Origin of the sequence: Pimelobacter simplex, from assembly GCF_024662235.1 — a bacterium.
In the GTDB taxonomy this organism is placed as follows: domain Bacteria; phylum Actinomycetota; class Actinomycetes; order Propionibacteriales; family Nocardioidaceae; genus Nocardioides.
The window spans coordinates 2,346,489-2,372,605 of the sequence record NZ_CP096276.1; the positions used below are offsets into that span (position 1 = coordinate 2,346,489).

Genomic DNA, 26,117 nt, shown 5'->3' on the forward strand with positions numbered 1-26,117 from the left:
GGCGGCGTGGATCAACCCGTGCTCTTCCTCAGCGGCTCCGGCCTGCCCACCTGGATCTGGGACGAGGTCCGCGCCGGCCTCCCGGTGAGCGCCGTCGCGCCCCGTCCGTCCTCCCCGGGCGCCGACCCCACGGCGTACGCCGCCGCGGCGCTCGCCGCGGTCGACTGGCCCCGGTTCACCGTGGTCGCCCACTCGGTGGGCGGCGTCGTCGCCCAGGCGGTCCTCGCCGCCGCGCCCGAGCGGGTGACGGGCGTGCTGGGCGTCGCCGCGGTCTGGCCGAGCCCCGGACGCTCCTTCGCGGGTGCGCTGCCGGCGCCCCAGCGGTGGGTGCTCCCGATGGTCCTGCGCCTGGCCGGCACCCGGCCCCCGGAGAAGCAGCTCCGCGCCGGGCTGGGTGCCGGGCTCCCCGAGGCGACCGTGGACCGGCTGGTCGCCGGGTTCACGCCCGAGTCGCGCGCGCTCTTCGTCACGCCCGCGCCGCCGGTCGCGGCCGGGTGGTCCGGGCTCCGCGGCTACGTCCGGACGACGAGCGACCGCGACGTCCCCACCGCGCTCCAGGACCGCTCGGCCGAGGCGCTCGGCGCGACCTTCGTGCGCGAGCTCGCGACCGGGCACCTGCCCATGCTGAGCGACCCGGCCGGCCTGCGCGCGGCCGTGACCGGCTTCACAGGTGGGGCATGACCTCCGCGGCGACCAGCCGCAGGTGGTCGAGGTCGGCCAGGTCGAGCGTCTGGAGGTAGATCCGCTCGGCACCGAGCGCCTCGAAGCGCTTGATCTTGTCGACCACCTCGGCCGGCGTGCCGGCCAGGCCGTTGACCCGCAGCTCGTCGACCTCGCGGCCGATGGCGGCGGCCCGGCGGGCGATCGCGGCCTCGTCCTCGCCCACGCACAGCACGAGCGCGTTGGACCAGGTGATCGTGCCGGGGTCGCGGCCGATCTCCTCGGCCGCGGCGCGCACCCGGGCGAACTGGGCGGCGGTGGTCTCCTCGTCGGCGAACGGCAGGTTGAACTCGTCGGCGTAGGCCGCGGCGAGCGCCGGCGTCTGCTTCTTGCCGAGCCCGCCGATGAGCACGGGCGGGCCGCCGCGGTGGCCGGAGGTCTGGGTCGGCTTGGGCAGCGCCGGGCTGTCGGCGAGCTGGTAGTGCGTGCCGTCGAAGGCGTAGCGCTCCCCGGCCGGCGTGGTCCACAGGCCGGTGATGAGGGCGAGCTGCTCGGCGTACCGCTCGAAGCGCTCGCGGGTGTCGGGGAACGGGATGCCGTAGGCGGTGTGCTCCTGGGCGAACCAGCCGGCGCCGAGGCCGAGCTCGATCCGGCCGCCGCTCATCTGGTCGACCTGGGCGACCTGGATCGCGAGCACGCCAGGGTGCCGGAAGGTCGCGCTCGTCATCATCGTGCCGAGCCGGATCGTGCTGGTGTCGCGGGCCAGGCCGGCCAGCGTGGTCCAGGCGTCGGTCGAGCCGGGCAGCCCGTCGCCGCTCATGTGGAGGTAGTGGTCGCTGCGGAAGAAGGCACCGAAGCCCAGCCGCTCGGCCTCGAGGGCGACGGCCAGCAGGTCGTCGTACGTCGCGCCCTGCTGGGGTTCGGTGAAGACACGGAGCTCCATGGCTCCTACCTTGTCAGGCCCCTCCACACGCGAAGACGCGCTCCCACCACACGATGGTGAAACCGTCGCGTGGCTCACGCCGGACCTGGCGCCAGCGCTTCTCGCCGAACTCCGGGTAGTGGGTGTCGCCCTCGGGCGAGAGCGGGATCTCGGAGATCACCTGCTCGTCGGCGTAGGGCAAGGCCGCCTCGTAGACCGCCGCTCCCCCGCCGATCATCACCTGGCGGTCCTCCGGCTGCCCGTCGAGCAGCCGGTCGGCGAGCGCCAGCGCGTCGGTGATCGAGTGCGCGACCTCCACCCCCTCGGCCGCGTACGACGGGTCGCGGGTGAGCACGATCGTCGTCCGGCCCGGCAGCGGCCGCCCGATGCCCTCGTGGGTGGTCCGGCCCAGGACGAGCACGTGCCCGAGCGTGGTCGCCTTGAAGTGCTGGAAGTCCTCGGAGATCTTCCACGGGATGTCGGCGTCGGCGCCGATCACGCCGTTCTCGGCGACGGCGGCCACCATCGTGACGCGCCGGCCTGCGGGAGTCGTCATACGGCGATCGGCGCCTTGATCGCGGGGTGCGGGTCGTAGCCCTCGATCGCGATGTCCTCGAGCTCGAAGGCGTCGATCTCGGTGACCGCGGGGTTGAGCACCAGCGTCGGCAGCGCCCGCGGCTCGCGGGTGAGCTGGAGCCGGGCCTGCTCGAGGTGGTTGGAGTACAGGTGCGCGTCGCCGAGCGTGTGCACGAACTCCCCCACCCCCAGACCCGTCACCTGGGCGACCATATGGGTCAGCAGCGCGTAGGAGGCGATGTTGAACGGCACGCCGAGGAAGACGTCGGCCGAGCGCTGGTAGAGCTGGCAGCTGAGCCGCCCGTCGGCGACGTAGAACTGGAACAGGCTGTGGCACGGCGGCAGCGCCATGTCGTCGACCTGGCCGGGGTTCCACGCCGAGACGATGTGACGGCGGCTGTCGGGATTGGCCCGGATCTGCGCGATCACCTGGGCGAGCTGGTCGATCTGCTGCCCGTCGGGGGTCGGCCAGGAGCGCCACTGGGCGCCGTACACGGGGCCGAGGTCGCCGTTCTCGTCGGCCCACTCGTCCCAGATCGAGATGCCGCGCTCCTGGAGCCAGCGGACGTTGGTGTCGCCGCGCAGGAACCACAGCAGCTCGCCGAACACCGAGCGGGTGTGGATCTTCTTCGTGGTGACCATCGGGAAGCCGGCGGTCAGGTCGAAGCGCATCTGGTGACCGAAGACGCTGAGCGTGCCGGTGCCGGTGCGGTCGCTCTTGTCGACGCCCTCGTCGAGGATGCGTTGGACCAGGTCGAGGTAGGCGCGCACGACGTCAGCCTAGGGCGTGTCGCCCAAGGACGCGCCGTCGCGAGCGGTGTTTGCGGCCGATCTGGCAAGGCGGAGCAGCGAAGGCGGGCCGGAGGCCCGTCGAGTCTGCGACAACGCCGCCAGATCGAGTCGCAAACGCCGCGCAGCAGGCGCGTCCTTGGGCGACACGCCCGAGGGCGCGGGTGGTGCTCAGAGCGCGACCGTCCCCTGGATGGTCGACAGGGTGTCGCCGCCGACCCAGATCGTGCCGTCGGCGTCGGTGTCGACGTGGATCCGGCCGCGCCGGCCGATCGCGGTCCCCTGGGCGGCGACGTACGACGGCGGGAGCACGCCGCTCGTCGTGAGCCACTGGGCCAGCGAGGCGTTGAGCGAGCCCGTGACGGGGTCCTCGGCGATGCCGGCGGCGTGCGGGACGAACGCGCGGACCTCGACCGCGCACTCGGCGCCGTCCGGGTGCGGGCCGATCACGCCGACGTCGACCGGCAGCCGGCCGTGGTCGGGCGTGAGGGCGAGCACGGCCTCGGCGCTGGCGAGCCGGGCGCCGACCCAGCCGGGGCCGTTGTCGGCCCAGGCCAGGTCGAGGATCTCGGCCCGGTCGATCCCGAGGGCCGCCGCGATCTCGTCGGCGAGGGCGTCGTCGACGGGGCCCGAGCGCAGCAGGTCGGGGGCGGCGAACGCGAGCCGGCGGTCCTGGCGGCGCAGGGCGACCAGGCCGACCCCGCACTGCTGCACGATCCGCTCGCCGGCGGGCACGCCGCCGGCCTCGAGCCAGGCGTGCGCCGAGCCGAGGGTGGGGTGTCCGGCGAAGGGCAGCTCGGTCTCGGTGGTGAAGATCCGCAGCCGGTAGTCGGCACCCGGCTCGGTCGGCTCGAGCAGGAAGGTCGTCTCGCTCAGGTTGGTCCAGCGCGCGAAGCGCTGCATCTCGTCGTCGGAGAGCCCGTCGGCGCCGTGCACGACGGCCACCGGGTTGCCCAGCAGCGGCTCGTCGGTGAAGACGTCGACCTGGCGGAACTCGCGGGAGGTCGTCACGACCGGCTCAGGCGCTCAGCGACATCGGGCCGTAGACCTCGCGGTCGGCCTCGAAGAGCGTCACCTGGGCGACCCCGCGCTCGGCGAGCTCGGACCAGATCTCACCGATCCACGACTCGGCGTCGCCCTGGTTGGGGAACGCCTGCTCGCCGTACTCGTCGGCGTCGGCGCCGGTGAGCACGACCTCGGTGCCGGAGGCGTCCTCGAGGCGCCAGCGCCAGGGCTGCTCGGCCGGCGGCTGCGGGCGGTAGGAGGCGGGCTGCTCGGGAAGGGTCATGGCTCAAGACTCCCTGACGGACGGCTGGACGAACGGCGGCTTGGTGATCTGGAAGACCTCGGGACGGCCCCGGACGTCGACGCGCACCTCGGCGTCGTCGGCGACCGCGGTCGAGACCAGGGCGAGGCCGATGCCCTTGCGCAGGGTCGGCGAGAAGGTGCCCGAGGTGACCTCGCCCAGCGGGACGTCGCGCAGCAGCCGCACGCTCATGTGGGGACGCGGGATGCCGCGGCCGGTGGCGACGATGCCGACGAGCTTGCGGCGCGGACCGGCCTCCTTCTCGGCGAGCAGGACGTCACGGCCCCAGAAGGCCGGCTTCTTCCAGCCGACCGCCCAGCCCAGGCGCGCCTCGACGGGGGTGATGTCCGGCGAGATGTCCTGGCCGTGCAGCGGGTAGCCCATCTCGGTGCGCAGCGTGTCGCGCGCGCCCAGCCCGGCCGGCACCAGTCCGTACGGCGTACCGGCCGCCAGCAGCGCGTCCCACAGCGCCGGGGCGACCTCGGAGGGCGCGATCAGCTCGTAGCCGCGCTCGCCGGTGTAGCCGGTCCGGCACACCACGACCCGGGCTCCCTCGAAGGGCGCCTCGACGAACGTGAGGTAGTCGTGGCCGACCGGGAAGCCGGCGTCGGCCAGCACCTCGTCGGAGCGGGTGCCCTGGACGGCGAGGACGACGTAGTCCCGGTGGTGGTCGAGCACCTCCACGCCCTCGGGCGCGGCCTCGACCAGGCGCCGGCGTACCTCGGCGTTGTTGGCGGCGTTGGGGACGACCAGCACGTGCTCGTCGTCGCGGTAGTAGGTGAAGACGTCGTCGATGATCCCGCCGGTCGCGTCGTCGACGACGAGGCTGTACTGCGCCTTGCCCGGGCCGATCCGGTGCAGGTCGTTGGTGAGCGTGGCGTTGAGGAAGTCCACCGCGCCCGGGCCGCGCACGACGAGCTTGCCGAGGTGGCTGACGTCGAAGATCCCGACGCCCTCGCGCACCGCGGCGTGCTCCTTGACCACGCCCGTCGGGTACTCCAGCGGCATCAGCCAGCCGCCGAACTCCGAGAACTTGGCACCGAGTGCCTCGTGCCGGTCGTGGAGGGGTGAGTGCAGTGGGGTCGCATCCGCCATGCTCCGCAATGTAGCGCTCGATATCCTGCGGCGGTGACGACCTTCGCCCTCCGTACGGCCAGCCCCGCCAAGACCCGCGCCGAGGCCGTGGTCGTCGGGGTCCTCCCCGACGGGGTCCTCGCCCCCGGCGCCGAGGACGTCGCCGCCGCCTACGGCCGCAAGCTGGCCGGGCTGCTGGCCACGATCGGGATGAAGGGCGCGCCCGGCGAGGTGGCCAAGGTGCCGACGGCGGGGGTCATCGCCTCGCCGCTGCTCGTGCTCGTCGGGCTCGGCGCGGACCCCGGCCCGGACGCCGTACGGCGTGCGGCGGGCAACGCCGCCCGCGCGGTCACCAACGCCGCCTCCGTCGCGCTCGCGCTGCCGGCCGACACGCCCGAGCTCGTGCGGGCGATCGTCGAGGGCTACCGGCTCGGCGGGTACGCGTTCACGTCGTACAAGAGCAAGCCGGCGACGCCCACGACGCCCGCCGAGATCGTCGTCCTCTCCCCCGCCGCCCGCCGCGGCGAGGTCACCGCCGCCGTCGAGCCCGCCCAGGTCGTCGCCGACGCGGTCCTCGCGGCCCGCGACTGGGTCAACACCCCGCCCGCCGACCTCACCCCGCCCGCCTTCGCCGACGCGATCGCCACCGCCGTCAAGGCCGCCAACAAGGGGCTCGCCAAGGGCGCGACCAAGGTCACCGCCACCGTCCTCGACGAGGAGCGCCTGGCCGAGCTCGGCTGCGGTGGCCTGCTCGCCGTCGGCAGCGGCTCCTCGGCGCCCCCGCGCCTGGTCGAGCTGTCCTACGCCCCCAAGGACGCGGTCGCCCACGTCGCGCTCGTCGGCAAGGGCATCACGTTCGACTCCGGCGGCCTCTGGATCAAGCCCGCCGCCAGCATGGCCACGATGAAGGAGGACATGGCCGGTGCCGCCGCCGTCGTCCAGGCCACGCTCGCCGCGGCCCGGCTCGGCCTGCCGGTCCGGATCTCCGCCTACGCCGCCCTCGCCGAGAACATGATCGGCGAGGCCGCGATGCGCCCCGGCGACGTGCTGACCACCTACGGCGGCACCACCGTCGAGATCAGCAACACCGACGCCGAGGGCCGCCTGGTCCTCGCCGACGCCCTCGACCGCGCCGTCGAGCGTGAACCTGACGTCATCATCGATATCGCCACCCTGACCGGCCACATGGTGATGGCCCTCGGCGACCGGATCGCCGGCGTGATGGGCGACGACACCGTCGTCGCCGAGGTCCTGGCCGCCTCAGCCGCCGCCGGCGAGGACACCTGGCCGATGCCGATCCCCGAGGCGATGGACGAGCGCATCCGCAGCTCGGCCGTCGCCGACCTCGCGCAGTACGACGGGATCCGCTGGGGCGGCGGGCTGTTCGCCGCGGCCTTCCTGCGCGAGTTCACCGGCGGACTGCCGTGGGCGCACCTCGACATCGCCGGGCCGACGTTCAACAAGGGCGGCCCCACCGGGCACCTCGCCACCGGCGCGACCGGCTACGGCGTGGCCACCCTCCTGGAGTGGCTCAGGAGTCGCGCTGCTGGCGCTCCCGGTCGCGCTGCTTCTGAGCCTGCCTGACCCGCGAGTTGTAGTCGCGCATCCGCTGGGGGACGCCGACCACCGCGGCGTCGTACGAGGGGACCTGCTGGCGGTTGCAGAAGTCGTGGGCCCACTTGATCGACGACACCCGCCGCCGGGTCCACTCACCGTCGTGCGCGACGAGCAGCAGCGTGATCTCGCTGACCGCGGTCCGCGGCTCGACGAAACCCTCCACGCCACGCCGCTCGCGCAGCCACGCGAGCAGGTGCTCCTCGTCGCCACGGTCGGAGGCGCGGACCCGCGTGGAGCCCGTGCGTGCGGCGTCCTTGGCGGGGTTACTCATCCGTAGCTTGGAACCCCCGCGGAACCGGTCGAACATGCCCATGGGACCAGTTTGCCCGATCCGTGGGTGGGCCGTTGCGACTTGTGTGAGTCGTGGTGCAAGGATTGCCCCATGGCGACCGAAGTCACTCTCCCCGCACTCGGTGAGTCCGTCACCGAAGGCACCGTCACCCGCTGGCTCAAGCAGGTCGGCGACCAGATCGCGATCGACGAGCCGCTGCTCGAGGTGTCGACCGACAAGGTCGACACCGAGATCCCCTCTCCGGTCGCCGGAACCCTGATCGAGATCCGCGCCAACGAGGACGACACGGTCGAGGTCGGCGCCGTCCTGGCCGTCGTCGGCGAGGCCGGTGAGGCTCCTGCCGGCGACGCTGCTCCGGAGGCTGCTCCCGAGGCCGCCGCGGAGGCCGCCCCGGCCGCCGCCGAGCCGGAGCCCGAGCCGGCGCCGGAGCCCGCTGCCGCGGCGGAGCCCGCCCCGGAGCCGGAGGCCGCCCCGGCCGCCCCCGCCGCGTCCGGTGGTGCCGGTGCCGGCGAGGGGACCGCGGTCACCCTCCCCGCCCTGGGCGAGTCCGTCACCGAGGGCACCGTCACCCGCTGGCTCAAGCAGGTCGGCGACGCCGTCGCCGTCGACGAGCCGCTGCTCGAGGTGTCCACCGACAAGGTCGACACCGAGATCCCCTCGCCCGTCGCCGGGACCCTGCTCGAGATCAAGGCCGCCGAGGACGAGACCGTCGAGGTCGGCGCCGAGCTGGCCATCATCGGCTCCGGTACGCCCGCCGCTCCGGCGGCCCCCGCCGCTACTGCTGCCCCGGCCGCCCCGGCTGCTGAGCCCGCGGCCGCCGCCCCGGCTCCGGCCGCCCCGCCGGCCCCCGCTGCACCGCCGGCCCCGGCCGCTCCCGCTGCCGCTGCTGCCCCCGCTGCCCCGGCCCCGGCGGCGCCCGCCCCGACGCACGCGGCGGACGCGACGGACGGCCCCGGCTACGTCACCCCGCTGGTCCGCAAGCTCGCCGCCCAGCACGGTGTCGACCTGGGCCAGGTCACCGGCTCGGGCGTGGGCGGACGGATCCGCAAGCAGGACGTCCTCGACGCCGCCGCCAAGGCCGCCCCGGCGGCTCCCGCGGCCGCTGCGGCCGGCTCGTCCGCGGGCTCGGCCCCTGCTGCTGCGGCGGCTCCGGCCACGCCGTCCCCGCTGCGCGGCCAGACGGTCAAGGTCAGCCGGCTGCGCAAGATCATCGCCGAGCGGATGGTCGACTCCCTGCACGTGTCGGCCCAGCTCACCCAGGTCGTCGAGATCGACGTCACCAACATCGCGCGGCTGCGGGAGTCGGTGAAGGCGGAGTTCCTGGCGCGTGAGGGCGTCAAGCTGACGTACCTGCCGTTCTTCACCAAGGCGGCGATCGACACCCTCAAGCAGCACCCGGCGCTCAACGCCAACCTCGACCTCGAGAAGGGCGAGATCACCTACTACGACCGCGAGAACGTCGCGTTCGCCGTCGACACCGAGAAGGGCCTGCTCACGCCGGTCGTCAAGGACGCCGGCGACCTGTCGATCTCCGGGCTGGCCAAGAAGATCTCCGACGTCGCCGAGCGGACCCGGACCAACAAGATCGGTCCCGACGAGCTCTCCGGCGGCACCTTCACGATCACCAACCTGGGCAGCTTCGGCGCCCTGTGGGACACCCCGATCATCAACCAGCCGCAGGTCGCCATCCTCGGCCCCGGTGCCGTGGTCAAGCGTCCCGTGGTGATCGACGACGAGGACCTCGGCGAGACGATCGCCGTGCGCCACATGGTCTACTTCGCGCTCACCTACGACCACCGCGTGGTCGACGGCGCGGACGCCGGCCGCTTCCTGCGCGACCTCAAGAAGCGCCTCGAGGCGGGCCAGTTCGAGGTCTGAGGACCCGTACCCGCCGCACCCAGCGACGACGACGCCCCCGGAGCCGCACGGCTCCGGGGGCGTCGTCGTCCGAGGCGGACCTGGGCGTCACCGGCCTCCACCACGGGACTCCCTCGGTCGGTGGTGGCAGGCTTTCACCCATGCCCCCGCTCCATGTCGTCATCGCCGGCTCGTCCGGCTACCTCGGCCAGTCGCTGGTTCCGGCCCTGCGCGAGCGCGGCCACGAGGTCACCCGCCTGGTACGACGCGAGGCCGGTCCCGGTGAGTCGACCTGGGACCCGCAGGGCGGCGTCGTCGACGAGGCGCTCGTCCAGGGCGCCGACGTCGTGGTCAACCTGGCCGGGGCGCCCCTGATCGGCAACCCGCACTCCAAGTCGTGGGCGCGCGCGGTGCTCGACAGCCGCCGGGCCACGACCGGGCTGCTCGCCGCCACCGTGGCCGCGGCACCCGGGCCGCGGCTGCCGGCGCTCGTCAACGCCTCCGGCATCAGCTGGTACGGCGACCACGGCTCCGCGCCGCTGACCGAGGCCTCCGACACCCGGGGTCACGCCCTCCTCACGCGCGTGTGCCGCGAGTGGGAGGCCGCGGCCCGTCCCGCGGCCGAGGCGGGCGCCCGCGTGGCGCTCCTGCGCACCGCACCGGTCCAGGACCGCCGGCACCCGCCGCTGCAGCAGCAGCGCCTGCTCTTCACCGCCGGCCTGGGGGGCCGACTGGGCGGCGGCGACCAGCACTACCCGCTGATCTCGCTGCGCGACTGGGTCGGTGCCGCGGTCCTCCTCGTCGAGCACCCCACCGCGTCCGGACCGGTCAACATGTGCGCGCCCGTGACGCCGACGAACGCGGAGTTCACCCGCGCCCTGGCCCGCCAGGTGCACCGGCCGGCGTTCTTCGCGGTACCGGCGCCCGCCATCCGGCTCGCCGCCGGCGCGATGGCCGCAGAGGTGCTCGGCTCGCTCGACGTGCGTCCGGCCGCGCTGCTCGAGCTCGGCTACGAGTTCGCTGACCCGGACGTCGACGCGGTGCTCGCCACGGGGCTCGCCCGCGGCTGAGCCGAGGACAGCAGCCAGCGCCCGGCCACCCGCCGGAACACGAGGCGGGACGTGGACGGTCCGTCCCTGGGCAGCGCCCGCCGGGCGGGCCCGGTCGCGCCGACCCCAGACGGCACCACCGCGAAGCCGCCGTCCAGCCGGTCGGTGACCACGAGCACGAGCCGCCGCGGGGTCCAGGACCGCAGCCGGACCGCCAGCACCTGGGTGGTCATCCCCTCGACCCGCAGCCCGCGCCCGGTCCAGGCCCGGAGCATTGCGAGGTCGCGCCGCCCGGCCGCCGAGCCCGGTACGTAGAGCCGTGCGAGCGCCCTCGGGTCACCGCGGGCCCAGGCGCGGGACCGCGCCCGGTCCCAGGCGCGGAGCACCGCCAGCGAGCCCACCGCCGGGCTCACCCGCACCCGCACCGGTCCCGCGTCGGGAGCGACCACCCCGGCCGAGCCCGCGCCAGGCGCAGACCCCGACCCGAAGCCCGGCGCACCCCGCGGCACGACCCCACCGGCGACGACCAGCGCCGTCACCGTCACCACCACCACGACCACGCCGGCCAGCCGAGCGCGGGACCCCGAGAACCGCATGGGACGTTCCTACCCCGAAGGTCCGACGGATGCATCCGGTCCTCCACAGGCCCCGACCGGCCCCGACCGGCCCCGACAGACCCCGAGTAGGCTCGACGTCGTGACGCTCACTTTCCGCGAGGACGGGCTCGGACCGGACTTCATCGACTACGTCACCGCCTGGGACCTCCAGCGCGAGCTCCACGCCGAGGTCGTCGCCGGCGAGCGGAGCGACACCGTGCTGCTCCTGGAGCACCCGGCGGTCTTCACGGCCAGCCGGCGTACCGCCGAGCACGAGCGGCCCACCGACACCGGTGGCGCGCCGGTCATCGAGGTCGACCGCGGCGGCAAGATCACGTTCCACGGCCCCGGTCAGCTCGTGGGCTACCCCATCGTCCGGCTGCCCGACCACGTCAAGGTCGTCGACTACGTCCGCCGCCTCGAGGAGGCGATCATCGCGGTCTGCGCCGAGCTCGGCGTCACGACCGCGCGCATCCCGGGCCGCACGGGCGTCTGGCTCAAGGCCGACGAGCGGGGCGGCGAGCGCAAGATCGCGGCCATCGGCATCCGGGTCCGCAACGGCGTCGCGATGCACGGCTTCTCGCTCAACTGCGACGTCGACCTGAGCTGGTACGACCGCTTCGTGCCCTGCGGCATCGCCGACGCCGACGTCACCTCCCTGAGCGCCGAGCTGGGCCGCGACGTGCCGGTGCGCGAGGTCGTCGCCTCCGTACGACGCCACCTCGACGAGCTGCTCGCCTGGGGGCCCTACGTGGCGACGCCCGACTACGAGCCGCGCCCCGACCCGGCCAAGACTCCCCCGCCCGTCGGCGTGGCGGTGCTCAGCTACCCCGCACGCTGAGGTCAGACTGTCCTCCTGCTCTCCCCCCTTCGAGAGCCGACTGAGGAGGACGCGTGAGCGACCTGGTCATCGAGACGACGGGGCTCCGCAAGGAGTTCCGCACCGTCCGCGGCGGACAGCGCGTCGCCGTGCAGAACCTCGACCTGGCGGTGCCCGCCGGCGGCGGGGTGCACGGCTTCCTGGGCCCCAACGGGTCCGGCAAGACCACGACGATCCGGATGCTGCTCGGCCTGGCCCGGCCCACTCGCGGCACGATGCGCCTGTTCGGCCAGCCGGTCCCCGAGCTGCTCCCCCAGGTCATCGACCGGGTCGGCGCGGTCGTGGAGTCGCCGAAGTTCTCCCCCAACTTCAGCGGGCGGCTCAACCTCCAGCTGCTCGCCGACGCCATCGGTACGCCGCGCGGCCGCGTCGACGAGGCGCTCGAGACCGTCCAGCTCGGCGGTCGCGACAAGGACCGCTACAAGTCCTACTCGCTGGGCATGAAGCAGCGGCTCGCCATCGCCGCGACCCTCCTCAAGCGCCCCGACCTGCTCATCCTCGACGAGCCGACCAACGGGCTCGACCCGGCCGGCATCCGGGAGATCCGCGAGACCATCCGCGGCCTGGGCGAGGCGGGCGTCACCGTGCTGCTGAGCTCGCACATCCTCGCCGAGGTGCAGCAGGTGTGCACCTCGGCCACGATCATCGGCAACGGCCGGCTGCTGGCCTCGGGACGGGTCGACGACCTGCTCGGGACGACGACGGCCCACCGGGTCGTCGTACCGGAGCCGGAGCGGGCGGTGGGCGTGCTCCAGGCCGCCGGGCTCAGCGCCGTGGTCGTCGCCGGAGCCGACCACGAGCGGCCGCACGAGGTGCGCGTCGAGACCGAGGACGCCACCCGGATCACCCAGACGCTCAGCGGCGCCGGGATCTGGCTGACCGAGCTGACCCCGCTGCGCCCGGACCTGGAGACGTTCTTCCTCGCGCTCACCGACGCCGAGCGGCTGGGGGCGGACCGATGAGCGCCTTCGCCCGGCTGCTCCGCGTCGAGCTCATCCGTCTCGTACGACGCCGCGCGGTTCTCGTGCTCCTGCTGGTCGCGCTCGTCGTCCCCGTCGTGGTCGGCGTCGCGATCACCCTCGACACCCGCCCGCCCTCCGCAGCCGCGCTCGCCGACGCGAAGGCGCAGGTCGAGCGCGACCGCAAGGATCCGGCCTACGCCGAGTCCCTCGAGCAGTGCATCGCCGACCCGGTCAACTTCGGCGGCATCCAGAGCACCGACAAGGCCGAGATCGAGCGCCTCTGCACCGAGCAGACCCAGCCCCAGGTCGACTGGTACCTCTACGTCAACGACCTCGACCTCGCCACCGAGATCACCCAGGGCTCCGGCATCGCGCTGGTCGTCATCCTCGGCCTGCTCATGATGGTCCTCGGCACGACGTTCACCGGCCACGACTGGGCCAGCGGGTCGGTCAGCAACCAGCTGCTCTTCGAGCCGCGCCGGGCCCGGGTGTGGGCGGCCAAAGCGATCGTGGTGACGGGGGTGGCGCTGGTGCTGTCGGCGCTGGTGCTCTCGGCGTACTGGCTCGGGCTCAACGCGGTCGCCGCCTCGCGCGACCTCCCCTCTGGCGGCGCGGTCCTGCTCGACTGCCTGCAGATGGGCTGGCGCGGTGCGGGCGTGGTCGCCGCGGCGGCGCTGTGCGGCTTCGCGCTGACGATGCTGTTCCGCAGCACGGTCGCCACGCTCGGCATCCTGTTCGGCGTCGCGCTGGTGGGCGGCATCGTCCTCGCGGTGCTGGGGGTCTCCGGCCGGTTCGACCCGGCGCTCAACACGCTGGCGGTCGTCGCCGACGGGGCGACGTACTACGTCGACGCGCCGTGCCCGCCCGAGCAGGGCATCGACATGGCGGGGGCGACGTGCTCCGAGGAGCGGACCCTCACGTTCGCCTCCGGCGCGGCGTACACGGGGACGGCGGTGGGCGGCTCCGCGGTGCTCTCGCTGCTGTGGTTCCGGCGGCGCGACGTGCCGTGAGGCCACCGGAGTAGGCTGACCCGGTGAGCGCAACACCCGAGGGGCGCAAGCTCCTCCGCCTCGAAGTCCGCAACGCCGAGACCCCCATCGAGCGCAAGCCGTCCTGGATCAAGACCAAGGCGAAGATGGGCCCGGAGTACACCGCTCTGCACAAGCTGGTGAAGTCCGAGGGCCTGCACACGGTGTGCCAGGAAGCGGCCTGTCCCAACATCTTCGAGTGCTGGGAGGACCGCGAGGCCACCTTCCTCATCGGCGGGGACCAGTGCACCCGACGCTGCGACTTCTGCCAGATCGACACCGGCAAGCCCCAGGCCCTCGACCGCGACGAGCCCCGCCGCGTCGCGGAGTCCGTGCAGACCATGGGCCTGAAGTACGCCACCATCACCGGCGTCGCCCGCGACGACCTGCCCGACGGCGGCGCCTGGCTCTACGCCGAGACCGTCCGCGCGATCCACGACCTCAACCCCGACACCGGGGTCGAGAACCTGATCCCGGACTTCAACGGCCGCCCCGAGCTGCTGACCGAGGTCTTCGAGTCCCGCCCCGAGGTGCTGGCGCACAACGTGGAGACCGTGCCGCGGATCTTCAAGCGCATCCGCCCCGCCTTCCGCTACGAGCGCTCCCTGGACGTGCTGACCCAGGCCCGGGCCTTCGGGCTGGTCACCAAGTCCAACCTCATCCTCGGCATGGGTGAGACCCGCGAGGAGGTCTCCCAGGCCCTGCGCGACCTGCACGAGGCGGGCTGTGAGCTGGTCACGATCACGCAGTACCTGCGCCCCAGCCCGCGTCACCACCCCGTGGAGCGGTGGGTCAAGCCCGAGGAGTTCGTCGAGCTCGCCACCGAGGCCGACGAGATCGGCTTCGCGGGAGTCCTGTCCGGACCGCTCGTCCGTTCGTCGTACCGCGCCGGACGTCTGTATCGTCAGGCGATGGCCGCGCGCGACGCCGCGACGGTCTGACGTCCCGAACCACGGCCGAGGAGATTGCAGCACCCCATGTCGAACACTCCTGTCGACCCGTCCACCATGAGCCGCCGCCGGCAGATCCTCGAGACCTACCGGATGTCGCGCGAGGTCGACCCGGCGATCCGCTGGTGGATGCTCGGCTCCTTCCTCCTCTTCGGCGGACTGGGCTTCGCCCTCTTCCACTTCGTGCTGCCCGGCGGCGGTGCCTTCAAGATGGTGCTGACCGTCATCGGCACCTTCCTGATCGGCCTCCTGGCCCTGATGATCGTCTTCGGCCGCCGCGCCCAGAAGGCGGCGTTCAAGCGCCTCGACGGCCAGGTCGGCGCCGCGGCCCGCGCGCTCACCATGCTGCGCCGCGGCTGGGTGATCGAGGAGGTCGTCGGCTTCACCAAGCAGCAGGACATGGTCCACCGCGTGGTCGGCCCTCCGGGCATCATCCTGGTCGGCGAGGGCAACCCCGGCCGGCTCAAGGCGCTGCTCACCAGCGAGCACAAGAAGCACGAGCGGGTCGCCGGCGACTACCCCGTGCACGAGATCATGGTCGGCTCCGAGGAGGGTCAGGTCCCCCTGACCAAGCTGGTGCGCCACGTCCAGAAGCTCGGCCGCCAGGTCAAGCCGGCCGAGATCACCGAGATCCGCCAGCGGCTGCGCGCGCTCGACGCCCAGCGTCCCAAGGTGCCGCTCCCCCGCGGTCCGGTCCCGACCTCGATGAAGGGCATGCGCGGCAACCTGCGCGGTCGCTGAGCCGGCACGGCGCCCGAGGCGCGCCGCGCGCGCCCGCCCAGGACTACTTGACCAGGGTGCGCAGCGTCGCGAAGGTGACGGTCGACGTACCGGCGGCGAGGTCGTGCAGGCCCCGGCCGTCGTTGCGGAACACCAGGGGCGGGATGACCAGCCCGATCATGATCTGCCGGATCAGCACCTTGATCGGGTTGAGCCGGTGCAGGTGCCCGTCCGCCGGGACGACGCACAGGCCGGTGAGCAGCTTGCCGATCGAGCCGCCGGCCAGCCAGGTCAGCAGCGTCGACTCGACGATGTAGACCGGCAGCACGAGGATCGAGGCGACCGAGCCGGCCTCGGTGTACTCGTCGAGCCCGAAGACCAGGATCACGGCCAGGGTGCACAGCAGCCAGTCGACCAGCAGCGCGGCGATCCGGCGTCCCCAGGACGCGGTCTCGAAGGACGACAGGGCAGGGCGCTTCGCGGTCGGGGACGGCACGGCCGCAAGCGTAGGCGAGGGTCCGGAGTGACCGGCACCACACCCGGCGGCAACCTTGTTACATGCCCGAAACACAAGGGCAACGGCCCGAGGTGTTCTCGTCCGTAGCGTCCCGCTCCGAAGACCGATCCGAGGAGCACAGCATGACCGCGAACGCCGTACGCCTGGCCGCCATCAAGGACGCCCAGTCCTTCGAGGGCCCGGCCCCCTTCTTCGACGTGGCCGAGAAGACCGGGGAGATCTTCGGCGCGAACGTGTTCTCGCTCGCCGTCATGCAGAAGCGCCTGCCCAAGGCGATCTTCAAGTCGGTCGCCGCGACCATCCAGAACGGCGAGAAGCTCGACGCCGCCGTGGCCGACCTCGTCGCCGCCGCGATGAAGGACTGGGCGATGGAGCGCGGCGTCACGCACTACGCGCACGTCTTCTACCCGCTGACCGGGCTCACCGCCGAGAAGCACGACTCGTTCCTCGAGCCGGTCGGCGACGGCACCGCGATCTGGGAGTTCTCCGGCAAGACCCTGATCCAGGGCGAGCCCGACGCCTCCTCGTTCCCCAACGGCGGCATCCGGGCGACCTTCGAGGCGCGCGGCTACACCGGCTGGGACGTCCAGTCGCCGGCGTACATCCTCGAGAACGCCAACGGCAACACCCTGTGCATCCCCACGATCTTCGTCTCGATGACCGGTGAGGCGCTCGACCACAAGACCCCGCTGCTGCGCTCGCAGGCGGCGATGGCCGCGCAGGCGCAGCGGGTGCTGGCGCTCTTCGGTCACCAGGACGTCGACAATGTCGTGTCGTACTGCGGCCCCGAGCAGGAGTACTTCCTGATCGACACGAGCTTCGTCAACGCGCGTCCCGACCTGCTCAACGCCGGGCGGACCCTGTTCGGCGCGAAGCCCCCCAAGGGCCAGGAGTTCGACGACCACTACTTCGGCGCGATCCCCGAGCGCGTGCTGGCGTTCATGCACGACACCGAGCGGGCGCTGTTCAAGCTCGGCATCCCCGCCAAGACCCGGCACAACGAGGTCGCCCCCGGTCAGTTCGAGATCGCGCCGGTCTTCGAGCGCGCCAACCTCGCCTCGGACCACCAGCAGCTGCTGATGAGCACGTTCCGCTCGATCGCCAAGCAGCACGGCCTGGAGTGCCTCTTCCACGAGAAGCCCTTCGCCGGCGTCAACGGCTCGGGCAAGCACGTGAACTTCTCGTTCGGCAACGGCAACCAGGGCAACTTCCTCAACCCGGGCGACAACCCGCACGACAACGCGCAGTTCCTCGTCTTCTGCGCCGCGATCATCCGCGCCGTCCACCTGCACGGCGGCCTGCTGCGGCTCACCGTCGCCTCGGCCGGCAACGACCACCGCCTGGGCGCCAACGAGGCCCCGCCCGCGATCATCTCGATCTTCCTCGGCGACCAGCTCGCCGACGTCTTCGACCAGATCGCCAAGGGCGGCGAGGCGACCAGCTCGAAGCAGAAGGGCATCCTGTCCGTCGGCGTCGACACCCTGCCCGACCTGGCCAAGGACGCCGGCGACCGCAACCGCACCTCGCCGTTCGCGTTCACCGGCAACCGCTTCGAGTTCCGCGCCGCCGGCTCCAACCAGACGGTCGCGGCCCCGATGGTCATCATCAACACGATCATGGCCGAGGCGCTCGACTTCGCCGCGAACGAGATCGAGGCCGCTGTCGCCCAGGGCGCCGACTTCAACGACGCCGTGGCCGCCCTGCTCAAGACGATCATCGAGCAGCACGGCGCGGTGATCTTCAACGGCAACGGCTACTCCGAGGAGTGGCACGCCGAGGCCGAGCAGCGGGGCCTGAAGAACCTCCGGACCACCGTCGACGCCCTCCCCGAGTGGCTCACGCCCGAGTCCAAGGCGCTCTTCTCGACCTACGGCGTGTTCAGCGAGGCCGAGCTCGAGTCGCGCTACGAGGTCGGCGTCGAGCAGTACGTCATGACCGTCGGCGTCGAGGCCAACCTGACCGCCGAGATCGCCCGCACCATCGTGCTCCCGACCGCGCTGCGCTACCAGACCGAGCTCGCCCAGAACGTCGCGGCGCTCAAGGCCGCCGGCGTCGAGGCCGACCTCAGCACGCTCCAGGGCGTCACCGCTCCCCTGGGCCGGCTCACCGGCGCCATCACGGCGCTGGAGAGCGCGATCGCCGGCGCCCACGAGCACAGCGGCATCGCCGAGGCGGCGTACCTGCGCGACGTGGTGCTCACCGCGATGGGCGACGTCCGCGCCGCCGCGGACGCCCTCGAAGGCGTCGTGGCCGACGACCTGTGGGCGCTGCCGACGTACCAGGAGATGCTCTACATCCGCTGACCGCACCGGATCTGTAACACGGCCGAAACAAACCGGTGACGGTCGGGAAACTGCCTGTTCGATAGGTTGCAGGGAGTCCGCAAGCCACGCGACGGAGGAACGAACGAATGTTCAACAACAGCGACGAGCTGCTCAAGTTCATCAAGGACGAGGGCGTCGAGATGGTCGACGTCCGGTTCTGCGACCTGCCCGGCGTCATGCAGCACTTCACGGTGCCGGTCTCGTCCTTCGACCAGTCGGTCTTCGACGACGGTCTGGGCTTCGACGGCTCCTCGATCCGCGGCTTCCAGGCCATCAACGAGTCGGACATGCAGCTCTACCCGGACCCGACGACGGCGTACATCGACCCGTTCCGCAAGGCCAAGACGCTCAACGTCAACTTCTTCATCCACGACCCGATCACGGGCGAGGCGTACTCGCGCGACCCGCGCAACATCGCCAAGAAGGCGCTGGCCTACCTCGCCAGCACCGGCATCGCGGACACCGCGTACTTCGCCCCCGAGGCGGAGTTCTACATCTTCGACAACGTCCGGTACTCCACCGGCGTCAACGAGGGCTACTACCACATCGACTCCGTCGAGGGCTGGTGGAACTCGGGCAAGGACGACGGCGAGAACAAGGGCTACAAGACCCGTCTCAAGGGCGGCTACTTCCCCGTCGAGCCCTACGACCACTACAGCGACCTGCGCGCCGACATGGTCAAGAACCTCGAGGCCTGCGGCCTGCTCGTCGAGCGCGCCCACCACGAGGTCGGCACCGCCGGCCAGGCCGAGATCAACTACCGCTTCGACACGCTGCTCAAGGCCGCGGACGACGTGATGAAGTTCAAGTACCTCATCAAGAACACCGCCTGGGAGCAGGGCAAGTCCGTCACGTTCATGCCGAAGCCGATCTTCGGCGACAACGGCTCGGGCATGCACGTGCACTCCTCGCTGTGGAAGGACGGCTCGCCGCTCTTCTACGACGAGACCGGCTACGGCGGCCTCTCCGACATGGCCCGCTGGTACATCGGCGGCATCCTGGCCCACGCCCCGGCCCTCCTCGCCTTCACGAACCCGACGGTGAACTCCTTCCACCGCCTGGTCCCCGGCTACGAGGCCCCGATCTCGCTGGTCTACTCCTCGCGCAACCGCTCGGCGTCCATCCGGATCCCGATCACCGGCAGCAACCCCAAGGCCAAGCGCGTCGAGGCCCGCTTCCCCGACCCGTCGGCGAACCCGTACCTCGCCTTCTCGGCCCTGATGCTCGCCGGCCTCGACGGCATCCAGAACAAGATCGAGCCGCCCGCGCCGGTCGACAAGGACATCTACGAGCTCCCGCCGGACGAGATGGCCGAGATCGCCCAGGTGCCGACCTCGCTCGGCGCCGTGCTCGACGCGCTCGAGGCGGACCACGAGTTCCTCACGGTCGGCGGCGTGTTCACGCCCGACCTGATCGACACGTGGACGTCGTACAAGCGGGAGAACGAGATCGCTCCGGTGCAGCTGCGGCCGCACCCGCACGAGTTCGAGCTGTACTACGACATCTAACCGGGCCTCCGGCTGCGGTCGTTCAGCAACGCCGAATGACCGCAAGGAACAGCCGCTGACCTGCACAAACGCCGCCGAGCGACCCTTTGGTCACTCGGCGGCGTTTGCTGTTGTTAGCCGCTCGTCGGTTACAAATCCGGTACAAATCGCGGAAGGCTTACCTTCCGGCAGTCTCGATCCGTGGCTCTCGCCACGCGCGGCCCCCGGGCAGTCTCGGCGCAGCCTGATCGCGCGATTCACGACCGTCGCTTCGGGCGATGCTGCGAACTGCGCACGAGTGGCTCGGCCGGGGTTCTGTGAGATCCCTTGATGGCGCTCGCCGAAATTCCCCAGGGTCGCTCATCTAAGTTCCCCACCCTGGGCGGTGTCACTGTAGCGGTCGGCGGGTGCCGGTCGCGGCGTGACGGAGTGCTTCGTTCTTGGCGTGGTGGTCGCGGAGTCGGTAGGAGTCGCCGTCCAGGTTGAGCACCACAGAGCGGTGCAGCAGCCGGTCGAGCATGGCGGCGGCGACGGTGGTGTCGCCGAGCACTTCGCCCCAGCCTGCGACGCCGCGGTTGGTGGTCAGCACGATGCTGGTCTTGAGGTAGCGCTGGGACACGACCTGGAACAGCGCGGAGGCGGCTTCGCCGGGCAGCGGCAGGTAGCCGAGCTCGTCGATGACGAGGAGGGTGGGGCCGGCGAAGAACCGCATCGTGGTGGCCCAGCGTCCTTCGATGGCGGCGCGGTGGCAGCGGGCGGCAAGGTCGGCGGCGGTGGTGAAGTAGGTGCGGTAGCCGGCTTCGGCCGCAGCCCTGCCGAGCCCGACGGCGAGATGGGTCTTCCCGACACCTGGCGGTCCGATCAACAAGACGTTGGTCGCGGTGTCGAGGTAGCGGCAGGTCGCGAGCTCCTCGACGAGCTTTTTGTCGACGCCGGGGGCGGCGTCGAAGTCGAAGTCGGCCAACGTGGCCGGGGTCGGCAGGGATGCGAACCGGAGTCGGCCGGCGAGCCTGCGGGCTTCGGTGGCTTCGACCTCACGGGCGAGCAGGTGCTCGAGCGTCGCGGTCATCGACCACTCTTCGGCTTCTGCTTGGGCGAGCACGCCGGGGAGGTGTTCGGCGGCCGCGGTTAGCTTCAAGGCGGCGAGGTGGCCGCGCAGCTGCTGGTAGAGGCTGGCCTGCGTACCGTTCATCGGCACGGTCAGGGAGTCGGTCATGTGAGGGTGTTCCTTCCGGTTGCTGCTCGGTCGTACTTGGACAGGTCGATCACCACGTCGTCGCTGGAAGCGGCGGTGGCGGTGAGGTCGTCGGGTTGCTGGCGAGCGCGCAGGACGTCGGCGGCCGCCAGGGCCGCGGGGCCGGGTGGGATGCGTTCCTTGCGGCGGTGCGGGCGGGAGGTGTCGTGGCCTGCCAGGACGAGCTGCTCGAGCGCGATCACGTGGCCGTGGTCGCGGACCATCACCCCGGCGCCGTCGGGTGCGAGCTCGTGGCGGGCGATCACGATCCCGCTGCTGGTGGCGATGTCGACGTGCGGGTCGCCGAGGCGCTGGGACACGACGACCTGGGCTCGGGCCAGCTCGGGCGGGACGGAGTAGAAGTTCCCGCGCCAGGCGACCAGTGCCTGCGCCGACACCGTCCGGTCCTCGCGGATCGTGGCGGGGAACGGCGTGGCCGGCACCGGCGCCAGTGGTTCGCGTTCGGCGACCGTGAGCACGCTGGCTCGGCCGTCGACGGCGGATGGACGCAGCCGGGCATCACCACGCAGCTCGCAGAAACGGTCCAAGGAGGCTTGGGCTTCCTCGATGGTGACGTCGTCGGGCAGGGTGCGCCACCAGCGTTGCGCGGCGGTGTGATTGGACTTCTCGACCACGCCCTTGCGGTTCCCGCGTCGCGGCGGGCAGATCGCGATCTGGACGCCGTAGTGCTTGGCCACCGCGGCGAACGTCGCGGTCACCTTGCCCGACTCCGGGTGGCACACCGTGGTCATCCGGTCGAAGCGCCACTTCTTCGTCAGTCCACCCAGCTTGCGGGCGACGGCGTCGAGTCCGGCGATCAGGTGCGGCTGCTGCTCGGTCGGAGCCAGTTGGCCGCGCCACTTGCCGGAGTGGGCCAGCGCGCCGACGAGCAGGTGCGCGTTCTTGCCCCATCCCCAGGCCGCTGGCGGGTTGGGGAGCTCGAGCCAGTCCCACTGGGTCTCCTCACCCGGCGGATGCTCGATCGGCGCGTTCGCCCGGCCCTTCGTCGCGCTGCAGGGCTCGCAGTGCGGCCGCAGATCCCGGGTGCGGATCTGGCGGGTGAACGTCGGATACGACCGGTCGTAGCCCAGCGCGGTGACCTCGTCGAACAACGTCACCGCCCACAGGTGCGGGTCCTCGGTCAGACGTGCGCGGACGTAGTCGAGGTACGGCTCGAACGGGTCGTCGTCGGCGGGCTTCCGTTCCCCGGCGACCCGCTCGCCGTCGAGGTAGGCGCGGATGGTCTTGCGGTCCCGGCCCAGGTGCCGGGCGATCGCAGAGATCGTCCAGCCCTGCCGGCGCAACGCGTGAGCGTCGATGTCTTCCTCCCGTGTCAGCATGGGAAGCGAGGGCTCCTTCGTGAGATGGCTGGTGGTCAGAGACCGCCATCTTCGAAGGAGCCCCACCCGCTTCTGGTGGAGCCACGGGGTGGGGAATTTCAGTGAGCAGAACTGGGGAGATTCAGCTGAGCGCCATCACCCTTCCGCCAGCTTGATCGCTCCCGGGCCGACGTCGGACATAGGTGCCCGTAGACCTAACGTCCGTCAGCGCCGCAAGGAGGGGCTTGATGATGGCAACGAACTCGAACGTGCCGGCTGCCGAAGCGGGAATCTTTGGCCCGCGACGTCGCGGAACCGCCCGCGGCCGGTCACCCAGGCTCGTCGACGCGCAGGAGCTGTGGGATATCGACGATGTCGCGTCGTACCTGGGCGTCACCAAGCAGACGATCTACTCCTGGCGTACGACGGGATACGGTCCCGCTGGCTTCCGTGTCGGCAAACACCTGCGCTGGCGAGCAGCAACCGTCATCAACTGGACGGTTCAACTCGAAGAGAATCCGTGATCGCGTCAGGTTCTAGGTCTGGCCGGGCATCGGTTCCATTGTCCCTAGCGAGGAGGAGCGCTTCAGCGCACCTTGTGCCTGCGCGGGACTGCGTGGAGGACAGCCATGGCCAGCATTAGTTCCGGCAGGCCAGCCGATGACGGCAGCCCTCGGTACGTCGTCAACTACCGCGATCCCGAGGGGCGGCAGCGCCGCAAGACTTTCAGGCGCAAAGCCGAGGCGGCCGCATTCCGCAACACTGTCGAGGCGGACAAGCTCAGGGGCACTTATCTCGATGTGGACGCTGGCAGGATGTCGTTTCGGGCCTATGCCGAGGAATGGCTGGAAAGCCGGACCTTCAGTCCGCTGACGTACGAAGCGACCGAGCTGCGACTACGGCTTCATGTGTTCCCGACACTGGGCCACCTCGAGCTGCGGAAGATCAAACCGTCGACGATCCAGAAGCTGCTCCGGTCGATGGAGATGGCCGAGACCTATCGGCGCGTCATCTTCTCCAACGTCTCTGCCATCTTCTCGGCTGCGGTCGACGACGACCTGATTGCTAAGAATCCGTGCAAGGCCAGTTCCGTGACACGCCCTGCCACCTCGCGCCGCAAGGTGGTGCCTTGGCCGACCGAATGGGTCTCCTCCATGCACGACGCGCTTCCGCCGCAGTACAGGATTGCGGTCACGTTGGGATCGGGGCTGGGCCTACGTCAAGGCGAAGTATTCGGGCTCGCAGCCGAGGATGTCGACTTCCTCCGCGGAGTTGTGGAGATCAGGCGGCAGGTCAAGGTGTTCGGAGGTAACCGACTGGTCTTCGGCCTCCCAAAGGGCGACAAGACCCGAACGGTCCCGTTGCCTCAGAGCGTCGCGACGGAACTCAGCAGCCATCTCGCGACCTACCCGCGACGGATGATCACACTTCCATGGGGAGTGCCCGAGGCGGACAGCAAGACGAGCGCAGGACTCATACTCACCACCCGCGAGAGTTCCGCACTCAACCGCAACTACTTCAACACACGCCTGTGGAGGCCCGGCCAAGCCGTCGTTGGCATCGAGCAATCGCGAGATAACGGCATGCACGCCCTACGCCACTGGTACGCGTCGGTTCTCCTGGACGCTGGCGAATCGATTCGTGCGGTGTCGGAGTACCTCGGCCACAGCGACCCGGGCTTCACCCTGCGTACCTACACGCATCTCATGCCCAGCAGTACCGAGCGGACCCGCGCAGCAGTGGATGCGGCGTTTGCAGCCGGGCGCCACGCAAGCGAACGTCCTGACACCGAACTCGAGCAGCCCCTGTGGAAAACCCAGAGCAGTGTCGGACCCGCTACCAGACTGTCCTTATCCCATTCGACCACGGAGATCGCCGATGACGAAGCTCAACAGTGAAGCCCGCCGCATCCTCGCGGCGACAGGCATCACCGTGCGCGACTGGATCGCCTACGGCGGGTGGCTCAAGGAAGGCACCGACGATGCGGGCTACCGTCGCTGGGTACCGGAGACCGAGTGGCGCGGAGACGAGTGTGGCTGCAGGGACGACCGCTGCATCGGCTTCCACCATGACAACGGCGAGGAGTGTGGGTGCCTCCAGGCGATCATCGCGAACCGCGCGAAGGACCGCGAGGCTTACTACATCTGGCACGCCTACCGCACGGCCGTTGAGGCCAACGACGGCCGCGGCGATCGGGATGCCTACGACGCTGTCTGGAGTCGGGCCGAGATCTGGGTGCGCCGCCACTACCCGCGCGCACTGACCTTCTCCCTGGACGCCGTGGTGAAGGGCGAACGGGGCATCTCAGCCACCTACGCGCCGTTCCCGGACGGGTCGATCCCAAGCTATGTCGGTGCCACCCCTGAGGGCGACGGCTACCGCCAGCAACTGTGGACCGAGGGCACCGACGTCAACGGACACATCAGCCACGAGCGCGCCCACACGATGTACCGCCAAGGCGAGGAGAACGGCCGTGCCAACTGAGGCAAACTCCGTCGCGGGCCTCGCTCTGCGCTGGGCCCGGACGGACGCGCTCGAGCAGTGGGTCAACGCCGCACCCCAGGGCGGCCCCACTCCGCTCGAGGAGAGCGTCACCGAGTACCTGGGATCCCACAACCCCTTCGCCGACGGCTCGCGCGTTGAGGTCCTCGGCGGCCTTCACCGCGACGCTCCGACGGCCTGGGTGCCCGCCACGATCGTCGAACGGACCTCCCCCGACGAATGGACGGTCCAGTTCGACGACGGCGACCGGGCCTGGCGCGATCACCACGAGCTGCGGCCCTACTCTCGGAACCCGTGACCGACGCCGCCGAACAGATGCTGACTCCTGTACGCCAAGTTGCAGGAGACCCCGCCTGACCACCGCGGCGGCTACACCCTCGTCCGCGCCGCGCGGAACGCCACCGCGCACATCATCAGCCAGGGCGTCGACGACGGCCAGGAGTCGATGCCCTGGGACCGGCCCTGACCCAGCCAGGCTGACACCGCCCTGAGATCTATTTGCGTCGGGTGATCGCCCCGACGGGTCGACATTCCTTTGGTGACTGAGAGATGACCCCGGTCCACCAAGGAGCTGCCCGTGAGCACGCCCACCGATTCCCCGTCCGCCGCGGCCGACCGTGACCCGGTTCAGGACGTCCGCGCACACCTCGAGCAGGCGCTGGCCGCGCTCGATCGACTCCGCGAGGTTCTGCCGCCTCCCACCGCTCCCCCGCCCGAGACCGGAGGCGGTGAGCCGGCATGACCACCGACACCACCCTGAGCGCCGCCGACGCCGTCTTCGCGGCCGAGCAGGCCGTGAGCAGGGCCCGCTGGGTAGTGGAGGAGCTCCAAGAGACGATCGGATCTGCGCTCCGTGTGCTCGACGACGCCGAGCTCGGCTCGGCCAAGGCCAAGCTGTCCGAGCGCGGCTCCTTCTACCTCGAGGCCGCCGGCGAGCACCTGGGACGGCTGCACACGAGGTGCAACGACATGCCCGACCTCACCCGCGAACTGTTCGGACACCTCAACCGCGCATCGCAGTCGGTCACCGACGCCCGCACCCTCCTCGACCTGGCCGATACTTCCGATCCCGTTATCGCCAGCGAGGTCGCCCAACTCAAGCCGCGCATCGCGGTCGTAGGCGAGATGGTCGCCCTGGCCAAGCCCATCGCCCAGCTGGCCGCCCAGCACGTCGAGACCGCCCACCAAGCCAGCCGGGACGTGACTGCGGTGGGCCTGCTGGAGCCGGTCAGCCTGGAGCGGAGCATTGCGACCGCCGGCAAGGAGCTCGGCCGCGCCGACGAGGACGTACGCCTGCTCGGCAATGTCGTCGACCACGCCGCGGCCAGCGCCCGGGAGTCGGCCAGGATCGCCAGCGAGATCACCGAAAACGCCCGCCGGTGGATGGCCGAGCAGAGCCGGGACCCGGTCCTGAGCCCTTCGCTCCCGGGGCCTAGATCCCCGGGCCGGTAGGGGG

At 71.3% G+C, this 26,117-nt stretch carries 29 protein-coding genes; 18 read left to right on the top strand and 11 right to left on the bottom strand.

The genetic code is table 11. The features are described from left to right. The first annotated feature begins 6 nt into the window (after positions 1 to 6). Entirely contained in the window at positions 7 to 681 is a 675-nt protein-coding gene (locus tag M0M48_RS11600; protein WP_257751240.1) for an alpha/beta fold hydrolase, read from the top strand. Here the strand turns inward: M0M48_RS11600 and M0M48_RS11605 are convergent. From M0M48_RS11605 to gcvT, 6 genes are all read right to left on the bottom strand, one after another. Then, complete coding sequence (locus M0M48_RS11605) at positions 665 to 1,603, bottom strand: LLM class F420-dependent oxidoreductase (RefSeq protein ID WP_257751241.1); 939 nt, start codon at positions 1,601 to 1,603, stop codon at positions 665 to 667. The two genes, M0M48_RS11600 and M0M48_RS11605, sit on opposite strands and share 17 nt — an antisense overlap. 13 nt (positions 1,604 to 1,616) lie before the next feature. Then, positions 1,617 to 2,138, bottom strand: a complete 522-nt coding sequence (locus tag M0M48_RS11610) for a dihydrofolate reductase (RefSeq protein ID WP_215816128.1) — start codon at positions 2,136 to 2,138, stop codon at positions 1,617 to 1,619. Continuing rightward, on the bottom strand, positions 2,135 to 2,929 hold the full coding sequence (locus tag M0M48_RS11615) for a thymidylate synthase (protein WP_257751242.1): 795 nt from the start codon (positions 2,927 to 2,929) through the stop codon (positions 2,135 to 2,137). The genes M0M48_RS11610 and M0M48_RS11615 overlap by 4 nt, the downstream gene beginning before the upstream one ends. A gap of 189 nt (positions 2,930 to 3,118) precedes the next feature. Further along, complete coding sequence (locus tag M0M48_RS11620) at positions 3,119 to 3,958, bottom strand: PhzF family phenazine biosynthesis protein (RefSeq protein ID WP_257751243.1); 840 nt, start codon at positions 3,956 to 3,958, stop codon at positions 3,119 to 3,121. A gap of 7 nt (positions 3,959 to 3,965) precedes the next feature. Beyond that, positions 3,966 to 4,235, bottom strand: coding sequence for a hypothetical protein (locus M0M48_RS11625; protein WP_257751244.1), 270 nt, complete (start codon positions 4,233 to 4,235; stop codon positions 3,966 to 3,968). Between the two features lie 3 nt (positions 4,236 to 4,238). Further along, on the bottom strand, positions 4,239 to 5,348 hold the full coding sequence (gcvT, locus tag M0M48_RS11630; RefSeq protein ID WP_257751245.1) for a glycine cleavage system aminomethyltransferase GcvT: 1,110 nt from the start codon (positions 5,346 to 5,348) through the stop codon (positions 4,239 to 4,241). Positions 5,349 to 5,381: 33 nt separating this feature from the next. On the opposite strand from gcvT, the gene M0M48_RS11635 reads away from it, so the two are divergent. Then, entirely contained in the window at positions 5,382 to 6,911 is a 1,530-nt protein-coding gene (locus M0M48_RS11635; RefSeq protein WP_257751246.1) for a leucyl aminopeptidase, read from the top strand. Here M0M48_RS11635 and M0M48_RS11640 read toward each other — a convergent pair. Beyond that, a complete protein-coding gene (locus tag M0M48_RS11640; protein WP_215816122.1) occupies positions 6,859 to 7,215 on the bottom strand; it encodes a hypothetical protein in 357 nt (118 codons plus the stop codon). The two genes, M0M48_RS11635 and M0M48_RS11640, sit on opposite strands and share 53 nt — an antisense overlap. A gap of 111 nt (positions 7,216 to 7,326) precedes the next feature. Between M0M48_RS11640 and sucB the strand changes: the two genes are divergently transcribed. Together sucB and M0M48_RS11650 are read left to right on the top strand one after the other, a co-directional pair. After that, positions 7,327 to 9,114: a 2-oxoglutarate dehydrogenase, E2 component, dihydrolipoamide succinyltransferase gene (gene sucB / locus M0M48_RS11645; RefSeq protein WP_257751247.1), complete on the top strand. Its 1,788-nt coding sequence runs from the start codon at positions 7,327 to 7,329 to the stop codon at positions 9,112 to 9,114. Between the two features lie 140 nt (positions 9,115 to 9,254). Next, positions 9,255 to 10,163, top strand: coding sequence for a TIGR01777 family oxidoreductase (locus tag M0M48_RS11650; RefSeq protein WP_257751248.1), 909 nt, complete (start codon positions 9,255 to 9,257; stop codon positions 10,161 to 10,163). Here M0M48_RS11650 and M0M48_RS11655 read toward each other — a convergent pair. Then, the gene (locus tag M0M48_RS11655) at positions 10,103 to 10,738 is read right to left on the bottom strand and encodes a hypothetical protein (RefSeq protein ID WP_257751249.1); all 636 of its coding nucleotides are present in this window, start codon (positions 10,736 to 10,738) and stop codon (positions 10,103 to 10,105) included. The genes M0M48_RS11650 and M0M48_RS11655 overlap by 61 nt on opposite strands. Before the next feature lie 100 nt (positions 10,739 to 10,838). Here M0M48_RS11655 and lipB point away from each other — a divergent pair, with 100 nt between their 5' ends. Genes lipB through M0M48_RS11680 form a run of 5 tightly spaced genes read left to right on the top strand, consistent with a single transcriptional unit; the run spans position 10,839 to position 15,299 of the window. Continuing rightward, positions 10,839 to 11,579, top strand: a complete 741-nt coding sequence (gene lipB / locus M0M48_RS11660; protein WP_257751250.1) for a lipoyl(octanoyl) transferase LipB — start codon at positions 10,839 to 10,841, stop codon at positions 11,577 to 11,579. A gap of 53 nt (positions 11,580 to 11,632) precedes the next feature. After that, positions 11,633 to 12,580: an ABC transporter ATP-binding protein gene (locus tag M0M48_RS11665; protein ID WP_215816116.1), complete on the top strand. Its 948-nt coding sequence runs from the start codon at positions 11,633 to 11,635 to the stop codon at positions 12,578 to 12,580. Then, positions 12,577 to 13,590, top strand: coding sequence for a hypothetical protein (locus M0M48_RS11670; protein ID WP_257751251.1), 1,014 nt, complete (start codon positions 12,577 to 12,579; stop codon positions 13,588 to 13,590). Before M0M48_RS11665 ends, M0M48_RS11670 begins: the two co-directional genes overlap by 4 nt. A 23-nt stretch (positions 13,591 to 13,613) precedes the next feature. Continuing rightward, positions 13,614 to 14,549: a lipoyl synthase gene (gene lipA / locus M0M48_RS11675; RefSeq protein ID WP_257751252.1), complete on the top strand. Its 936-nt coding sequence runs from the start codon at positions 13,614 to 13,616 to the stop codon at positions 14,547 to 14,549. 36 nt (positions 14,550 to 14,585) lie between these two features. Then, positions 14,586 to 15,299 (top strand): DUF4191 domain-containing protein, encoded by a 714-nt coding sequence (locus M0M48_RS11680; RefSeq protein WP_215817452.1) that lies wholly within the window; start codon positions 14,586 to 14,588, stop codon positions 15,297 to 15,299. A gap of 43 nt (positions 15,300 to 15,342) precedes the next feature. Here the strand turns inward: M0M48_RS11680 and M0M48_RS11685 are convergent, their stop codons facing one another. After that, positions 15,343 to 15,774: an RDD family protein gene (locus tag M0M48_RS11685; RefSeq protein WP_257751253.1), complete on the bottom strand. Its 432-nt coding sequence runs from the start codon at positions 15,772 to 15,774 to the stop codon at positions 15,343 to 15,345. Between the two features lie 143 nt (positions 15,775 to 15,917). Here M0M48_RS11685 and M0M48_RS11690 point away from each other — a divergent pair, with 143 nt between their 5' ends. Then, entirely contained in the window at positions 15,918 to 18,098 is a 2,181-nt protein-coding gene (locus M0M48_RS11690; RefSeq protein WP_215817454.1) for a glutamine synthetase III family protein, read from the top strand. Between the two features lie 107 nt (positions 18,099 to 18,205). Continuing rightward, positions 18,206 to 19,627 (top strand): type I glutamate--ammonia ligase, encoded by a 1,422-nt coding sequence (gene glnA / locus M0M48_RS11695; protein ID WP_215817455.1) that lies wholly within the window; start codon positions 18,206 to 18,208, stop codon positions 19,625 to 19,627. Positions 19,628 to 19,994: 367 nt separating this feature from the next. Here glnA and istB read toward each other — a convergent pair whose 3' ends face one another. Both istB and istA read right to left on the bottom strand, forming a co-directional pair. Further along, the gene (istB, locus tag M0M48_RS11700; RefSeq protein ID WP_257751254.1) at positions 19,995 to 20,822 is read right to left on the bottom strand and encodes an IS21-like element helper ATPase IstB; all 828 of its coding nucleotides are present in this window, start codon (positions 20,820 to 20,822) and stop codon (positions 19,995 to 19,997) included. Further along, positions 20,819 to 22,180: an IS21 family transposase gene (gene istA, locus M0M48_RS11705; protein ID WP_257751255.1), complete on the bottom strand. Its 1,362-nt coding sequence runs from the start codon at positions 22,178 to 22,180 to the stop codon at positions 20,819 to 20,821. Before istA ends, istB begins: the two co-directional genes overlap by 4 nt. Before the next feature lie 227 nt (positions 22,181 to 22,407). Here istA and M0M48_RS11710 point away from each other — a divergent pair, with 227 nt between their 5' ends. From M0M48_RS11710 to M0M48_RS11740, 7 genes are all read left to right on the top strand, one after another. After that, entirely contained in the window at positions 22,408 to 22,683 is a 276-nt protein-coding gene (locus M0M48_RS11710; RefSeq protein WP_151578608.1) for a helix-turn-helix transcriptional regulator, read from the top strand. A 105-nt stretch (positions 22,684 to 22,788) separates the two neighbouring features. Then, positions 22,789 to 24,057 (top strand): tyrosine-type recombinase/integrase, encoded by a 1,269-nt coding sequence (locus M0M48_RS11715; protein ID WP_257751256.1) that lies wholly within the window; start codon positions 22,789 to 22,791, stop codon positions 24,055 to 24,057. After that, complete coding sequence (locus M0M48_RS11720) at positions 24,038 to 24,643, top strand: hypothetical protein (RefSeq protein WP_257751257.1); 606 nt, start codon at positions 24,038 to 24,040, stop codon at positions 24,641 to 24,643. Before M0M48_RS11715 ends, M0M48_RS11720 begins: the two co-directional genes overlap by 20 nt. Then, positions 24,633 to 24,959, top strand: a complete 327-nt coding sequence (locus tag M0M48_RS11725) for a tudor domain-containing protein (RefSeq protein WP_257751258.1) — start codon at positions 24,633 to 24,635, stop codon at positions 24,957 to 24,959. Before M0M48_RS11720 ends, M0M48_RS11725 begins: the two co-directional genes overlap by 11 nt. A 39-nt stretch (positions 24,960 to 24,998) precedes the next feature. After that, positions 24,999 to 25,127 (top strand): hypothetical protein, encoded by a 129-nt coding sequence (locus M0M48_RS11730; RefSeq protein ID WP_257751259.1) that lies wholly within the window; start codon positions 24,999 to 25,001, stop codon positions 25,125 to 25,127. A gap of 111 nt (positions 25,128 to 25,238) precedes the next feature. Further along, positions 25,239 to 25,403, top strand: coding sequence for a hypothetical protein (locus M0M48_RS11735; RefSeq protein ID WP_257751260.1), 165 nt, complete (start codon positions 25,239 to 25,241; stop codon positions 25,401 to 25,403). After that, positions 25,400 to 26,113 (top strand): hypothetical protein, encoded by a 714-nt coding sequence (locus M0M48_RS11740; protein ID WP_257751261.1) that lies wholly within the window; start codon positions 25,400 to 25,402, stop codon positions 26,111 to 26,113. Before M0M48_RS11735 ends, M0M48_RS11740 begins: the two co-directional genes overlap by 4 nt. Positions 26,114 to 26,117: the final 4 nt, after the last annotated feature.